Source organism: Streptomyces sp. NPDC005303, from assembly GCF_040607335.1.
Taxonomy (GTDB): domain Bacteria; phylum Actinomycetota; class Actinomycetes; order Streptomycetales; family Streptomycetaceae; genus Streptomyces.
This window is the reverse complement of sequence record NZ_JBEXGM010000025.1, coordinates 67,496-82,574: the sequence shown is the minus strand read 5'-3', so window position 1 is coordinate 82,574 and position 15,079 is coordinate 67,496. Positions and strand designations below refer to the sequence as shown.

Sequence of the window (15,079 nt, the reverse complement as noted above, 5' to 3'; positions counted from 1 at the left end):
CAATGGCTAGGGTGAGCGCCTATGATCGAGAAGGCGTCTGTCCGGCTCGGCGCCCCGGCGAACCGGGCCCGTGACGCACTGGATGTCGCCCTGGTGATACCGCTCCAGGGCCCGGCCGGCATCTTCGGCCCCTCCTGCGAGTGCTGCGCCCAGCTGGCGGCCGAGGAGGTCAACGCCGCATCGGGCGTGCTGGGCAGGGAGGTCCGCCTGGTACTCGTCGACGGCGGCGCGCCTCCCGAGCAGGTGGCCGCGGAGGTCGACGCACTGATCTCCGGAGGCGTCGTCGACGCGGTGGCCGGCTGGCACATCTCCGCCGTCCGCGAGGTCGTCGCCCCGCGCATCGACGGCCGGGTGCCCTACGTCTACACGGCGCTGTACGAGGGCGGTGAGCGCTCCCCCGGCGTGTTCCTCACCGGTGAGACCCCGAACCGTCAACTGCGGCCCGCACTGCGGTGGTTCGCGAGCGAACTGGACATCCGCCGTTGGACGATCGTGGGCGACGACTACGTCTGGCCCCGCTCGTCGGCCCGTGCCGCCCACCGCTATCTGCGCGAACTGGGCGGCGAGGTCTGTGACGAGATGTATGTGCCGCTGGGCACCCAGGACTTCGGGCCGGTCCTCGCGCGAGTCGCGGCAAGCGGCTGCGAGGCCGTGCTGATGCTGCTGATCGGGCAGGACGCCGTCCTCTTCAACCGCGCCTTCACCGCGGCCGGGCTGGACCGCGACCTCATCCGGTTCAGTTCCCTGATCGAGGAGAACGTCCTGCTGGCCACCGGCCCGGAGAACACCCGGGGCCTGATGACCTCGGCCGGATACTTCGAGGACCTGCCGACCGCGTCCGGGCTCGACTTCGCCGCCGCCTACTTCCGCCGGTTCGGCCCCGGAGCACCGGTGCTCAACAGCCTGGGCGAGTCCTGCTACGAGGGCGTGCGCATGCTCACCGAACTGCTGCGCCGCGCGGGCGACACGGATGTGCGGCGCATCCAGGCGAACGCTGAGGGTCTCGAGTACGAGAGCCCGCGAGGCACGGTCCAGATCCGTGACCGCCATCTCGAACAGCGGGTCTTCCTCGCTGCGGCCGACGGGCTGCGGTGGGACGTGCTGCAGCAACTTCCCTGACCCGCGGGGAGTTCTTTTTTACCTGCGCGCAACACCCGACCCTTGTCCAATTGCTTCGGCTAGAAATACTTTTTTCTCGAAGCTTTTGGAGGTTGATAGCCCATGGCCACGTATCAGTACCGCTGTGCGGGCTGCGGCCCCTTCGACGTGATCCGGCCGATCGGCCGGGCTCTCGCCGAGGAGCCGTGCGGGAACTGCGCGGGCCCGGCCCGCCGGGTCTTCACCGCCCCGCTGCTCGCCCGCACCTCCGCTCCCCTGACCCGTGCCCTGCACGCCCAGGAGGCCAGCGCCCATGAGCCGCGGGTCGTCACCGACGTACCCCCGGCCCGCCGTCGGCCGACCCCGCCGGCCGATCCCCGACAGGCAGCACTCCCCAAGCCCTGACCCCCACAAGCACCGCGAAGCACCGGATACGGAGGCAGTCCATGCCCGAAGTCGTCTTCAGTGTCGACCAGGCCCTGTCCATGCGTGACCAGAAGGTGCCCGGCCACAACCGCTGGCACCCCGACATCCCGCCCGCCGTCACCGTGCGGCCCGGCTCGGAGTTCCGTATCGAGTGCCGGGACTGGACCGACAACCAGATCGGGAACAACGACTCCGCGAACGACGTCCGTGACGTCGACCTCACCCACGCGCACATGCTCAGCGGCCCCATCGCCGTGGAAGGCGCCGAACCGGGCGACCTGCTCGTCGTGGACATCCTCGACCTGGGCCCCGTGCCGCAGGCGGAGGGCGACGGATCGGGTCAAGGTTGGGGCTACACCGGCGTCTTCGCCCGCGACAACGGCGGCGGATTCCTCACCGACCACTTCCCCGACTCCTACAAGGCCGTCTGGGACTTCCACGGCCAGCAGGCCACCTCACGCCACATTCCCGGCGTCCGCTACACCGGCATCACCCACCCCGGCCTCTTCGGCACCGCACCCTCGGCCGAACTGCTGGCCCGCTGGAACGCCCGTGAGCAGGCCCTCATCGACACCGACCCGCACCGGGTACCGGCCCTCGCCCTCCCACCCCTCGCCGACAACGCCCTGGCCGGTACGGCGAGCGGCGACGTCGGCACTCGGATCGCCGCCGAGGGCGCCCGTACCGTCCCGGCCCGGGAGAACGGCGGCAACCACGACATCAAGAACTTCACCCGCGGCTCCCGCGTCTTCTACCCCGTCCTCGTCCCCGGCGCCCTGCTCTCCGGCGGCGACCTGCACTTCAGCCAGGGCGACGGGGAGATCACCTTCTGCGGCGCCATCGAGATGGGCGGCTTCATCGACCTGCACGTCGACCTCATCAAGGGCGGCATGGAGAAGTACGGCGTCACCACCAACCCGATCTTCATGCCCGGCAACGTCGCCCCGCAATACACCGAGTTCATCTCGTTCGTCGGCATCTCCGTCGACCACGAGACCGACACCAACCACTACCTCGACGCGACGATGGCGTACCGGAACGCCTGCCTCAACGCCGTCGAGTACCTGAAGACCTTCGGTTACAGCGGCGAACAGGCCTACCTGCTGCTCGGCTCCGCCCCGATCGAGGGCCGTCTCAGCGGCGTCGTGGACATCCCCAACGCCTGCAGCACCCTCTACCTCCCCACGGCGATCTTCGACTTCGACATCCGGCCGACAGCCGAGGGGCCGAGGAAGGCCGACCGCGGCCAGTGCGCCGTCACCTCCTGAAAGCTCCGTACGTTCCGAAAGGCAGCCCCATGAGCGACCATCTCACCTTCCAGCTGGGCGACTTCACCACCCAGCACGGTGCCACCCTGCGCGGCGCGCACCTCGCCTACACCACGTACGGCGAACTCAACGCGGACAAGTCCAACGTGATCGTCTACCCCACCTGGTACTCCGGCCGCCACTGGGACAACGAATGGCTCATCGGCCCCGGCATGGCCCTCGACCCGGCCGAGTACTTCATCATCGTCCCGAACATGCTCGGCAACGGCCTGTCCACCTCGCCGAGCAACACACCACCGCCGTACGACCGCGCCCGCTTCCCGCACATCACCGTGTACGACCAGATCGAGGCCCAGCACAAGCTGGTCACCGAGGAATTCGGCATCGAAAAGATCCAGTTGGTGACCGGCTGGTCGATGGGTGCCGGACAGACCTTCCAGTGGGCCGTCAGCCACCCGGAGATGGTCGAGCGGATCGCCCCGTTCTGCGGCTCCCCGCGCACCAGTGCCCACAACAAGGTCTTCCTGGAGGGCGTCAAGGCCGCACTGACCGCCGACGCGGTCTTCGACCGCGGCTGGTACGAGGCGGACAAGTGGCCGACCACCGGACTGCGCGCGCTCGCCCGGGTGTACGCGGGGTGGGGCTTCTCGCAGGCGTTCTACTGGGAGAAGGAGTACGAGAAGCTCGGCTACACCTCCCTGGAGGACTTCCTGATCGGCTTCTGGGAAGGCTTCTTCCTCGACGGCCGCGACCCCAACAACCTGCTCGCCATGCTGTGGACCTGGCAGAACGGCGACGTCGGGCTCACCCCCGGCTTCGGCGGGGACACGGAAGCGGCGCTGGGCTCCATCAAGGCGACCACTCTCGACATGCCCGCCGAGAAGGACCTCTACTTCCCACCGGAGGACGAGGCCTGGGCCGTCAGCCACATACCGGGCGCCGAACTCCGCGTGATCCCCGGCATCTGGGGCCACTTCGCCGGCGGCGGCAGCAGCCCCGAGGACACCGCGTTCATCGACACGGGCATCAGGGAACTGCTCACCAAGCCCGGCGGGTTGGCCTAGCCATGAAGGCCAGACTGCCGCACGAGGTCAGCGCCTCGATCGTCGCCTTCGCCACGGTCCTCCTGCTCCTGAGCCCGCTCCACATGCCGACCTGGGCGATCTTCATCACCTGGGCCGGAACGTTCCTGCAGGGCGGCCCGAGCATCGCCAACGCCATCGCCATGATCACCGCCACCACGACGGGCGCTGGGTTCGCGGTGGCGGCCGTGCTCCTCAACCGGGAGACGGGCACGATGTTCGGCACCGGGGAGTTCGCCCGGACCCTGGCACTGGGTGTGGTGATCTTCTTCGTCAACGGCACCCTGCTGGCAACCGGCCGGCTGAAGCCGTTCGCTCTCATCCCGGGGATGTTCTTCGGCTTCGCGTCGACCTTCGCCACGTACTTCGGCGGCTTCGGCTACGACGCGGGGAATCTGGGCGCCGCGTTCATCAGCGCCGCCGCGATGTGCGCCCTCGGCCCGCTCTGCGCCGTCCTGGGACTGCGCCTGATGTTCGCGCCGCCTCCCGCCCCGGAGCCGGAGCAGCATCTGGCCGAGGAGGTGGCGCCATCGACCACTTAAACGGCGGCACCGCATCTTCCATGCGGCCGGTACAGAGGGATGGGAGGGGAACGATCGCTCGACTGAAGCCCACGAAGCCGCTCGCCGACAGGCGACCGCCCTTCCCGCCCCGACTCGGACCACCCTGGACAGCCCTTCCCCCAGGGCCTGTTGCGAAAGTGGATCTTGGTCGTGGATGATCACGCTTTGTAAGGCGTGGTGATCCGGCACAGACAGCCAGTGGGCTCTTTTTGGAGCCCTTGTCGCCGCAAGGCAGCAGGCCAGGGCCTTCCGCCGTCGAGGCGGAGGATCGATGCACGGCCGCAGACCAGTCGCGCAGATGCTGGCACGAGTGCTCTTCGTCAGGCCGTCGCCCACCCCGGCCCGGGGGGGGCGACGGTGATGCGGTGGGTTTCCGATGAGCTCAAGCACCGAGGAACATCCGGCACTTCCCCGACCGTTCGAAGACCGCTGCGACGACCTGGGCAGCTTCGTTCCCTTCGCCCGGAGGTAGGCCGGGCCGGCATCCGGCGTGAACCCCGCGTCCATGACGTCCGTTACCACTTCGTCGGGGGTCTTCTTCCCAGCGGAGGCGAGCCGGTTGTCCTGGACGAACGCCGGAACACCGTCGCACGGCATTGAGAACTGGACATTGAACGGGTATCCGTCCAAAGCCTTGAGGGCACCATAAGTGATGCCCTCGGCCCCTTTGGGCAGGCGTACACCGTAGTCGGACAGGGCCTGGTCGAGGCTGACGTCGGCGGCGTCCGACGGAGACTCGTAGGGGAACGGCCCGGTGTGCTCGGCGGAGTGCAGGCCCCCCGGATCACAGGCGGATAGCCCCCCAACCAGCAGCACACCCACGAACATCGCCATCATCTGGGTCAGGCGATGGAACATGACTTCTCCTGGTACTGCAACGATGTCTGCCGTGAGGGCTGGCCGGGTTCGTCGCTGGTGTGGTGATGGATGGGGGCCTTACCGATGTACACGCGTGGGCGAGTGAATTGGATGCGGTGCACGGGCGGTGCGGGCACCGTTTCAACCGGCCCGAGCCACAGGAGTCGGCGCTGGACGAGCTGATCCCAATCGTCGGCAGCCGATGGGCAGTTGCAGAATGCTTCGAGACAGCGAAGCAGGAACGCAGCCCTGGACGACTACCGGCTCCGCCGCCACCCCGGCCGACACCGACACCGAGCCGCATCCGTCACTACGAACGACGCGGACACAACCCCTGAAAGCTGCCCAGCACGCGGAACGGACACCGTTGCGGCACAGGACGCTCTCGTCGGTGACGGTGGTCGGACTCGTCCAGGACCGCGAGCGCTGCTGGATCAGGCGTGCAGGCCCGACAGCATCACGTCCAAGTAGCGGCGGCCGGACTCCAGACGCGTCCGCTGGTCCTCGGCATGGACCTCGGCCGCGAAGGCGATCCCGCACATGAGCGGCAGGAGGTCATCCCAGGTGATGACGGTGCGTACGGCGCCCGCCTCGCGTGTGCGCTCGAGCAACCGGCCGGCGGTGGAGTCCAGCATGCCGGTCAGTTCCTCGGTGCGGGGCAGGACGCGTTCCGGCGCCGCTCGCACGATGGTGAGCGAGGCGTCGGTCAACTGCGCCTCCAAGGTGACCTCGAGGAAGCCGGTCAAAGCGTTCCAGGGGTCTACCTCCGTCAGCGCCCGTTCCGCGTGAGCGATCAGCGCCTCCAGACCTGGGGCCGCCACCGTCTCCATCAGCGCCTCCGGCGTCGGGAAGTGCCGGTAGACGGTGGCCACGCCCACGTCGGCGAGGCGGGCGACATCGTTGAGCTGCAGCGGTGTGCCGTCGTCGACGAGTTGCCGGGCCACGTCGACGATGCGCTGCCGGTTGCGGGCAGCGTCCTTGCGCATCGGTGCACTGGTCATGCGTCACAGCATAAACGGATACCTAATCCACTTGTGCTACCTTGAAATGGATACTTCATCCGTTTAGATGTGGGCGCATCCCGTGCCGCAAGGAGGAATCACCATGCCGTTCACCGTCACCGACGTGCCTGAGCTGCCCGCCGGATTCACCGACACGTTCACCAGCCACACCATCAAAACCAACGAGCTGACCCTGCACGCCGTGGTCGGCGGCGACGGGCCGCCGCTGCTGCTCCTGCCCGGCTGGCCCCAGTTCTGGTACAGCTGGCGGCTGGTCATGCCCGCCCTGGCCGAGCAGTTCACCGTCATCGCCCCGGACCTGCGCGGCATGGGGGCCAGCGACAAGCCCGACACCGGTTACGACGCCGCCACCCTCGCCGACGACATGGCCGCGTTGATGACCGCCCTGGGTCACGACCGCTTCGCCGTCGTCGGCTACGACCTGGGCATGCTGGTCGGTTACGCCCTGGCCGCGAGCCACCGTGACCGCGTCACCCACCTGGTCGGCGCCGAGTCGATCCTCCCCGGCCTCTCCCCGTCCCCGCCCCTGCTGTCGGACCCGGCCACCAACGAGTTCCTGTGGCACTTCGTCTTCAACCGCCTCCAGGACATCAACGAACGCATGGTCGCCGGCCGTGAGGAGATCTACTTCGGCCACACCTTCACGTCCAAGACGGCCACGCCCGGCGCCATACCGCAGCACGCCATCGACGTCTACGTCGACCAGCTGCGCGACCCGGCCGCCCTGCGCGCCAGCTTCGAGTACTACCGGACCCTCGACACCTCCGCCGAGCACAACCTGCGCCGGCGCGACGAGGGACCACTGACCATCCCCGTCCTGGCCATTGGCGGGCAGCACAGCACCGGCACCATGCCGGAAGAGACCATGCGCATGGTTGCCACGGACGTCACGGGACTGGTCATCCCCGCAGCCGGCCACTTCCTGCCCGAAGAGGCGCCGCAGGAACTCAGCAAGGCGGTCCTGGACTTCCTGCGCTGAACCGGAGGTCTCGCCCCGCACACGCCGCGAGCGCTCTCAAGCCCCCGTTACCTTTTTCCCGAGCGCTTCGGTGTCGTCGGTATGGGCGGCCACGGTGGGTCTTCAGATTCGGCAGGGCAGCTTGACCGGCGAGTCCTCGACCAGGATCGAGAAGAAGTGCCGAGAAGCACGCGTCAAACGCCCTTCAGAACACGATCAAGTGCCGCCCGGCCCACAGGTCCCCAGTGCGGCTTGCCGCCAGGAAGACCCCGATCTCCGTTCTGTCCCATGAGCATCAGGAAAAGGCTCTTCACAGCGGCCAGTCCGCGAGCGCGCCGGATCGTCGCCTCGTCTGCATGCGCGTACATGTCGAAGAACCGTGAGACCGACCCCGCGGGGAGGAGCACCCACGCGGCGGCGAGGTCCCACGCCGGATCGCCGGCGAACAGCTCGCCGAAGTCGACGATGCCCGAAAGTGTTCCATCCGAGACGACGACGTTCGCAGGATGGAGGTCGCCGTGCACCCACACCCGCGGCCCCTTCCACTCGTCGGCGTCAACCGCGTCGTCCCAGACGGCCCGCACGTCTGCAGCGATGCGGTCGTCGGGAGCAACAGCCTGGAGGAAGTTCTCGAAGCCGCTCGTGCAGTTCCTGGGATGGGCACCGCGGTCCGTAGCAATCGGCGCCTCGGCGGGCGCCTCCACATGAAGCGCCCGGAGGAACGCCGCCAGGGTGTCGGCCGCATGGTCGTCACGCCTGATCGAGGCGTGATCCAGCGGTTCGCCGGGAACCCACGTCATCACGGTCCAGAGCTTGGGAAAGCGCTCGGACGGTTCTCCGAACCGTACCGGGATCGGCACCGGAAGCGGCAGACGCGGGGCCAGCACCGGGAGCCACCGCCGTTCCTTCAGCTGGAGCTGCGGGGTGGGGTCCATACGCTGCATGCGCACGGCCAACTCGTCTCCCAGACGCCACATTTGGTTGCCCCAACCGCCCGTCACCTCGCGGATGGCCAGCCCTGCGAGGTCTGGATGTTGCTCCTGCAGCAGGTCGCGGACCAGGTCCGCAGTGATCTCGATCTCGGTGTCGGTCATGCGAAGTCACAGTACCGAGGCAGCAGACGGAGCGGGCTCTCACCTTCCGGAACGGTGGTCGTGAGGCCTGCCGAAGCTGCGATCGCACGCCATCAGCGACCCGACGAGGACGACCTGGCCGGCTGGGGCTCCCTCCGACCAGACGCAACCGCCCAGCATCGCGCACCGCGACCACCTGAGCGTGCGCACACCGCGCGCCCGACCCGCATCATCCGCCGCCCCTGAGCCGCGAGAGAAACCGGGTCAAGACCTGGCCTGCCCACCTCGCCATGCGCACCGCATCCACTGCGGTCCTCGACCCCGGCGGTACGACCGTGCCGGTCGTGGGACCCGATCAGTCCCGACCTCCTGCCGACCAGGGGAAGCCGGGTTCGCAACCACGCACCACAGCGGAGAGGGCTATGTGCACCATCCCGACGCGCGGCTGACCGTTCATGGTCGTCGGCTCGATTAGCAGGGTCCGGGCCCAGTGTTACGTACATCTGTTCCTAACGTAGTGTACGTTTGTTCCTATGGATGGCGTGGAACCGAAACCCCCCGAGAGGACGGTCGGCGGTGAGCGGAAGCACCCGGCTGGCGACACCGCGGCGGGCGAGGGGCGGCGGGCGCGTCGGCATGATCCGGAGCGCAGGACGCGCATTCTCGACGCGGCCCTCGATGTGCTGGTGACGGACGGGGCAGCCGGCATCACACACCGGAAGGTCGCCGCACGCGCGGATGTGCCGCTGGGGTCGGTCACCTATCACTTCGCGAGCCTGGCCGATCTGCAGGCGCAGGCGTTCGCCTGGTACGTGGAACAGCAGACCGCGCAGTTCGAGGACCTGTTCGACGAGGTGAGGTCGCGGCAGGACCTGGTCGAGGTCCTGGTGGATCTGGTGCAGGGGGGACCATCCCGGCGCCGTAGCGCGGTTCTCGGCTTCGAGCTGCACCTGGCGGCTCTGCGCGATCCCGCTCTGCGGACGCTGACACAGCAGTGGACCAGGGACAGCCGGGCCGTGCTGTCCCGCTTCACCGGGCCGGAGGCGGCCGGCCGTCTGGACGCCCTGCTGGAAGGGCTGATCATGCACGTGCTCCTCGCGATCGAGCCGGAGCCGCGGGAGGTGACGCGGGCGGCGATCGAGCAGGCCCTGGGCCCGCTCACCACATGGAGAGGATGAACGCGGCAGCGGCTGTTGACCGGACCGGTAGGGCCGCCTGCCACGGCCGACCGCCACCCGGGACCGACCCCGTGGCGCGACCCTCGCACGGTCGCCGTCGGCTGCCTCGCACCGGCTTTCACTACGGCGCGGAAGGGGCGGGGAGCAACTGGCTCAGCCTCACCGTCATCGGCCGTCACCACACCACGGCTACGGTCGCGACGATGACCCACGCGACGTTCTTCACGGCGGTCACGCTGCCGCCGACTCGGAGCGGCCACTGCTGTGGGGAGCAGGCGCGGGTTCCACGCCGGCAAGGCCCGACTCGCACACCGGCCTCCCGCACACCGGAGCCCGCTGCCACGCCCGGAACCTGAGCACAACCAAGGAGACATCCCATGCCGAGCAGTCCGCCCCTGATGGCGGTCAGTGACGTCGAACTGGCCGAACTCCGCGCCCGGTTGGAGCGCACCCGATGGGCCGAGCCCTGGCCGGTAGACGGCTGGGAGGCCGGTACCGACACGAGGGAACTCCGGCGCCTCGTGGCGTACTGGGCCGACGGCTACGACTGGCGAACTCACGAGGCCGCCATCAACGCCCTCCCCTCACACCTCGCCGACCTCGACGGAACACCCGTCCACTACCTGCGCTTCGACGGCGAACACCCGGACGCGCTGCCCATCGTCCTCACCCACGGCTGGCCCAGCTCCTTCCTCGAACTGACCACCCTCGCCGACCGGTTGGCCACCCCGTCCCGGTACGGAGGAACAGCCGCGGACGCTTTCACCGTGATCGTGCCCTCACTGCCCGGCTTCGCGTTCTCACCCCAACGGCCCGAGCTCACCGACGCGGAGCAGACCCACCACCTCTGGCACCGGCTGATGCACGACGAACTCGGCTTCGAGCGGTACGCGGCGCACGGCGGAGACCTGGGCGCCGGCATCACCTCGCGGCTCGCCGAGGCCCACCCCGAGGCGCTCGTCGGCATCCACCTGCTGGCTGTAGCCGCCCCGGCCGCCTACGACCCCACCACCCTCACCCCGCAGGAACAGGCGCATCTCGCCTCCGTGGCGGCCTGGCAGGCCCAGGAGGGCGCCTATCTGCAGCAGCAGAGCACCCGCCCCCTCACCCTGAGTCAGGGCCTGGCCGACTCCCCCGCCGGTCTGCTCGCCTGGCTCGTCGAGAAGTACCGTGCATGGAGCGACTGCGGCGGTGACCTGTCCTCGCGCTTCAGCGACGACTTCCTCCTCACCCAGGTTTCCCTCTACTGGTTCACCGGCACCATCTCCACCTCCTTCCGCCCCTACTACGAGTACGCCCACGGCCTGACCCGACCTGTGGAGCGGGTGAACGTTCCCACGGCCGTAGCCCTGTTCCCGGCCGACCTGAGCCGGCCGCCACGCAGCTGGGCCGAGCGCACCTACGACATCACGCGTTACACGCACATGCCCCGCGGTGGACACTTCGCCGCTCACGAAGAACCCGCCCTGCTGGCGCACGACATCACCGAGTTCTTCCGCGCCTGCCGCTCCCCTCTGCCCTCAGCCCCTCGATCCGACGCCTGAACCCGACAGCAAGCAACGCCGGCGCGGAGCGCCGGTCGCGCTGGGCGGCTGTTCAGTGGCGATCGCCCCATGAGCCCGTCCAAGGGTTGGCCTCGGCCCGATCCACGGACGGCACCCTTGTCGGGCCAGGAGACCGATGCCGGACCGCCAGGTCACCGGGCGGGTAGCTGGAACGGACACGATGACGCAGCGCGCTCGCGTCGACCGACGAGCCCTTCACCCTGCCCCAGCGTGAAGCTCGCCGCCATGGCCGCGACCTCGGGGTTCGATCCCTCGTCGGCCCTGCGCACGGTCGAGCGTCTGGAGGCCGCCGGCCACATGGACCGCAAGACCAATCCCGACCATCGCCGTGGACCCCTTCGAGGAAGTCCGGCTCGTCGATGGCCTCATTCCCCACGGGGCGGCCAGTCACCCGAGGGCACCACCGTCTGGCCCGGGCCACCCCCTCACACCGACCATCGAGTCCGTGGGAACCGGAGGCGCTCGAACATCGTTCAGAGCACCGGCGTTCACCTGTTCGGCGGAGGCCATGGACTCGGACGCCTCGTGGCCGGTGCCGGACGGGGGACGCCGCCATCGGTCGGGTGCTGTCCGGCACGAGCGGATCTCATGACGTCTCGCAGCCACCAGCCCCTTCGTCTCACTCGCGGCGGCGTCCGAAAACGCCCATGATCGAAGACGATGTCGTGGCCGGGCAGCTGGTGATCATCGAAGGGCCCTCGTGAATGCCGGACCCCGAACGCGTTCCCGTGGGGCCCGAACGCTGCGAGGCAGGTACTGGGAAGCGCTCGGAAAAATCTCTCTTGCACTCTGCAAGGTCGGGTACCCAGGAGCAGCAGACAGGGCGCCGCCAGGTTGCGGCGGACGTCGTGCGCGGTCAACGGTTCAGGAAGGCGGGTTCCCCTGATGACTCGGTCCACTGTCGACGTCTCCGGGCTGGATGTGGCCCGGTTGGAAGCGGCGCTGCGCGAGACGGTGGACGCCGAGGTCAGGTTCGACGCCGGCAGCAGAGGCGCGTATGCGACCGATGGTTCGAACTACCGCCAGGTGCCGATCGGCGTCGTGGTGCCCCGTTCGGTGGAGGCCGGCGCGCAGGCCGTTCAGGTGTGCGCCCGCTTCGGCGTCCCGCTGCTGTCGCGAGGCGGTGGCACCAGCCTGGCGGGCCAGTCGACGAACACCGCCGTGGTGATCGACTGGAGCAAGTACTGCCACAGGCTGGTCTCCGTCGATCCCGACGCACGGACCTGCGTGGTCGAACCAGGCATCGTCCTGGACGTCCTCAACCGACGTCTGTCCGACCACCGGCTCCAGTTCGGGCCGAAGCCCTCGACGCACAGCCACTGCGCCCTGGGCGGCATGATCGGCAACAACTCGTGCGGCTCCTCCGCTCAGGCGTACGGCAAGACCGTCGACAACGTGCGCCGCCTGGAGGTGCTCACCTACGACGGCACCCGGATGTGGGTCGGCCCGACGTCTCAGGCCGAGCGCGCCCGGATCGCCGCGGAGGGCGGCCGTCGCGCCGAGGTGTACGACGGCCTGGACCGCATCGTCACCGAGTACCTCGCCGACATCCGCCGCGGCTACCCGAAGATCCCGCGCCGGGTCTCCGGCTACAACCTCGACTCGCTGCTGCCGGAGAGCGGCTTCGACGTGGCCAGGGCGCTCGTCGGAAGCGAAGGCACCCTGGTGACCGTGCTGCACGCCGAGCTCGACCTGGTGCCGGTGCCCGCCTACCAGTCGCTCCTGGTCCTCGGCTACGACGACATCTGCGCGGCAGCCGACGACGTCGCCCACCTGCTGGAGCACTGCAACCCCGGGCAGTTGGAAGCCCTGGACGGGCGCATGGCCCAGCTGATGCGTGAGGAGGGCGCCTACCTGGAGTCCCTCGACGCCCTGCCCGATGGCGACAGCTGGCTGATGCTGCAGTTCGGCGGCGACAGCCAGGAGGAGGTCGACGAGCAGGCGCACGCGCTGCTGCGGGCCGTCGGCCGAACCGAGAAGGACGCCACCGTCGCCTTCTCCGACGACCCCGAGCGCGAACAGAGGATGCTCAGGGCACGCGAGGCCGGGCTCGGCGTCACCGCGCGCCCGCCGGACGACCGGGAGACCTGGGAAGGCTGGGAGGACTCGGCCGTCCCGCCCGAACGGCTCGGTGACTATCTGCGGGACCTGAAGAAGCTGTTCGAGGAGTTCGACTACGACCACCCGTCGCTGTACGGGCATTTCGGGCAGGGCTGCGTCCACACCCGCATCCCGTTCGGGCTCAGGACCGCCGAGGGCGTGGCCGACTTCCGCCGCTTCCTGGAGCGCGCGGCCGAACTCGTCGCCTCCTACGGCGGCTCCCTGTCGGGTGAGCACGGCGACGGACAGTCCCGCGGCGAACTGCTCACCCGCATGTTCGGCGAACGGCTCGTGACCGCGTTCGGCGAGCTGAAGGCCCTGTTCGACCCCGACAACCGGATGAACCCGGGCAAGATCGTCCACCCCAACCCCGTCGACGGCCAGCTGCGCCTCGGTCCCGCCTGGCGCCCCAGCACCCCGGCGACGCACTTCGACTTCCCCGACGACGATCATTCCTTCAACCGTGCGGTGATGCGCTGCGTGGGCATCGGCAACTGTCGCGGCCACTCCGGCGGCGTCATGTGCCCCTCCTACCGGGCCACCATGGAGGAGGAACACTCCACCCGCGGCCGGGCCCGGCTGCTGTTCGAGATGCTCGACGGGCACGCCGATTCCGCCGTCAAGGACGGCTGGCGCTCCACCGAGGTGCATGACGCGCTGGATCTGTGCCTGGCCTGTAAGGGCTGCAAGTCCGACTGCCCGACCGGCGTCGACATGGCCACTCTCAAGGCGGAGTTCCTCTCCCACCACTACGAGGGCCGGCTGCGCCCCGCCGCCCACTACTCCATGGGCTGGCTCCCGGTATGGGCACGCCTGTCACGCCTGGCTCCCGGGCTGCTCAACAGCGCCCTGCACGCGCCCGGTCTGGCGCGGGCGGGCAAGCGTCTGGCGGGCGTGGCCGAGGCCCGCTCGGCACCCGTGTTCGCCGAGCAGTCCTTCCTGCAGTGGTGGCAGGCCCGCGGCCTCGACGAACCCGACCCGGCCGACCCGCACACCGTCGTACTGTGGCCGGACACCTTCAGCACCTACTTCCATCCCTCGATCGCCGTCTCGGCCGTACGGGTCCTTCAGGACGCCGGCTTCCGCGTCGCCGTACCCGCCGAACCGGTGTGCTGCGGCCTGACCTGGATCTCCACCGGTCAGCTGCCGCTGGCACGGAAGGTGCTGCGCCGCACCCTCGACGTACTGCGTCCCTACCTGGAGGCGGGCACCCCGATCATCGGCCTCGAACCGTCCTGCACGGCCGTCTTCCGCTCGGACGCCCCCGAACTGATGCCCGCCGACCAGGACGTGCAGCGAATGGCCGGACAGGTCCGCACCTTCGCCGAACACCTCGTCCACCACGCACCCGAAGGCTGGCAGCCGCCGCGGCTCGCCCGGCAGGCGACCGTGCAGACCCACTGCCACCAGCACGCCGTCATGAAGTTCGACGCCGACCGGGAACTGATGCGCCGCGCCCACCTCGACGCCGAGATCCTCGACGAGGGCTGCTGCGGTCTGGCCGGCAACTTCGGCTTCGAACGCGGCCACCACGAGGTCTCCATGGCCGTCGCCGAGCATGGCGTCCTGCCCGCCGTCCGCGGCGCGGCCCCCGACAGCCTCGTCCTCGCCGACGGCTTCAGCTGCCGGACCCAGATCGAGCAGGGCGGCACCGGGCGGCGGGCCCTGCATCTGGCCGAGGTACTGGCCCTCGGCCTGGACGGCAACCTGCCCGCCGAACACCCCGAACGTCTGGCCCAACGCCCGGACCAGCCCTCCCGCACGGCCCGGTGGGCGACCACCACGGCCGCCGCCGTCACCGTGACCGCAGCCGCCGCCGCAGTCGGCCGAACGGTCGTACGCGCGCTTCGCCGCGCCTAGTCACCGATCACCAGCACACCCGGAAAGG

General features: G+C 69.3%; 11 protein-coding genes and 1 pseudogene. 10 read left to right on the top strand and 2 right to left on the bottom strand.

Going from position 1 to position 15,079, the window contains the following annotated elements:
* Positions 1-21 precede the first annotated feature (21 nt).
* The 6 genes and pseudogenes from ABZT93_RS29200 to ABZT93_RS29175 form a co-directional block, all read left to right on the top strand.
* Positions 22-1,119 (top strand): substrate-binding domain-containing protein, encoded by a 1,098-nt coding sequence (locus tag ABZT93_RS29200; RefSeq protein WP_356110323.1) that lies wholly within the window; start codon positions 22-24, stop codon positions 1,117-1,119.
* Positions 1,120-1,221: 102 nt separating this feature from the next.
* The gene (locus ABZT93_RS29195) at positions 1,222-1,503 is read left to right on the top strand and encodes a zinc ribbon domain-containing protein (RefSeq protein ID WP_356110320.1); all 282 of its coding nucleotides are present in this window, start codon (positions 1,222-1,224) and stop codon (positions 1,501-1,503) included.
* A gap of 41 nt (positions 1,504-1,544) precedes the next feature.
* Positions 1,545-2,792, top strand: coding sequence for a formamidase (fmdA, locus tag ABZT93_RS29190; RefSeq protein WP_356110317.1), 1,248 nt, complete (start codon positions 1,545-1,547; stop codon positions 2,790-2,792).
* A gap of 29 nt (positions 2,793-2,821) precedes the next feature.
* A complete protein-coding gene (locus tag ABZT93_RS29185; protein ID WP_356110315.1) occupies positions 2,822-3,856 on the top strand; it encodes an alpha/beta fold hydrolase in 1,035 nt (344 codons plus the stop codon).
* Between the two features lie 2 nt (positions 3,857-3,858).
* Positions 3,859-4,416, top strand: a complete 558-nt coding sequence (locus ABZT93_RS29180) for a DUF1097 domain-containing protein (RefSeq protein ID WP_356110313.1) — start codon at positions 3,859-3,861, stop codon at positions 4,414-4,416.
* Positions 4,417-5,459: 1,043 nt separating this feature from the next.
* Positions 5,460-5,589, top strand: a pseudogene (locus ABZT93_RS29175) (IS701 family transposase); the annotation flags it as partial.
* A gap of 140 nt (positions 5,590-5,729) precedes the next feature.
* On the opposite strand, the gene ABZT93_RS29170 reads toward ABZT93_RS29175, so the two are convergent.
* Positions 5,730-6,296 carry a TetR/AcrR family transcriptional regulator gene (locus ABZT93_RS29170; protein WP_356110311.1) on the bottom strand — a complete coding sequence of 189 codons (567 nt, stop codon included), beginning with the start codon at positions 6,294-6,296 and terminating at the stop codon, positions 5,730-5,732.
* Between the two features lie 103 nt (positions 6,297-6,399).
* Here ABZT93_RS29170 and ABZT93_RS29165 point away from each other — a divergent pair, with 103 nt between their 5' ends.
* Entirely contained in the window at positions 6,400-7,296 is an 897-nt protein-coding gene (locus tag ABZT93_RS29165; protein ID WP_356110308.1) for an alpha/beta hydrolase, read from the top strand.
* Between the two features lie 173 nt (positions 7,297-7,469).
* Here the strand turns inward: ABZT93_RS29165 and ABZT93_RS29160 are convergent, their stop codons facing one another.
* Positions 7,470-8,369 carry an aminoglycoside phosphotransferase family protein gene (locus ABZT93_RS29160; RefSeq protein WP_356110305.1) on the bottom strand — a complete coding sequence of 300 codons (900 nt, stop codon included), beginning with the start codon at positions 8,367-8,369 and terminating at the stop codon, positions 7,470-7,472.
* A 521-nt stretch (positions 8,370-8,890) separates the two neighbouring features.
* Between ABZT93_RS29160 and ABZT93_RS29155 the strand changes: the two genes are divergently transcribed.
* The 3 genes from ABZT93_RS29155 (at position 8,891) to ABZT93_RS29145 (ending at position 15,051) form a co-directional block, all read left to right on the top strand.
* Complete coding sequence (locus ABZT93_RS29155) at positions 8,891-9,526, top strand: TetR family transcriptional regulator (RefSeq protein ID WP_356110303.1); 636 nt, start codon at positions 8,891-8,893, stop codon at positions 9,524-9,526.
* 377 nt (positions 9,527-9,903) lie between these two features.
* Positions 9,904-11,070 carry an epoxide hydrolase family protein gene (locus tag ABZT93_RS29150; protein ID WP_356110299.1) on the top strand — a complete coding sequence of 389 codons (1,167 nt, stop codon included), beginning with the start codon at positions 9,904-9,906 and terminating at the stop codon, positions 11,068-11,070.
* Positions 11,071-11,976: 906 nt separating this feature from the next.
* Positions 11,977-15,051 (top strand): FAD-linked oxidase C-terminal domain-containing protein, encoded by a 3,075-nt coding sequence (locus tag ABZT93_RS29145; protein ID WP_356110297.1) that lies wholly within the window; start codon positions 11,977-11,979, stop codon positions 15,049-15,051.
* Positions 15,052-15,079: the final 28 nt, after the last annotated feature.

Coding starts and splice junctions, on each gene's coding strand:
- ABZT93_RS29170 (WP_356110311.1), bottom strand. CDS start 6,296: ATGACCAGTGCACCGATGCGCAAGGACGCTGCCCGCAACCGGCAGCGC.
- ABZT93_RS29165 (WP_356110308.1), top strand. CDS start 6,400: ATGCCGTTCACCGTCACCGACGTGCCTGAGCTGCCCGCCGGATTCACC.
- ABZT93_RS29180 (WP_356110313.1), top strand. CDS start 3,859: ATGAAGGCCAGACTGCCGCACGAGGTCAGCGCCTCGATCGTCGCCTTC.
- fmdA (WP_356110317.1), top strand. CDS start 1,545: ATGCCCGAAGTCGTCTTCAGTGTCGACCAGGCCCTGTCCATGCGTGAC.
- ABZT93_RS29195 (WP_356110320.1), top strand. CDS start 1,222: ATGGCCACGTATCAGTACCGCTGTGCGGGCTGCGGCCCCTTCGACGTG.
- ABZT93_RS29145 (WP_356110297.1), top strand. CDS start 11,977: ATGACTCGGTCCACTGTCGACGTCTCCGGGCTGGATGTGGCCCGGTTG.
- ABZT93_RS29150 (WP_356110299.1), top strand. CDS start 9,904: ATGCCGAGCAGTCCGCCCCTGATGGCGGTCAGTGACGTCGAACTGGCC.
- ABZT93_RS29200 (WP_356110323.1), top strand. CDS start 22: ATGATCGAGAAGGCGTCTGTCCGGCTCGGCGCCCCGGCGAACCGGGCC.
- ABZT93_RS29160 (WP_356110305.1), bottom strand. CDS start 8,369: ATGACCGACACCGAGATCGAGATCACTGCGGACCTGGTCCGCGACCTG.
- ABZT93_RS29185 (WP_356110315.1), top strand. CDS start 2,822: ATGAGCGACCATCTCACCTTCCAGCTGGGCGACTTCACCACCCAGCAC.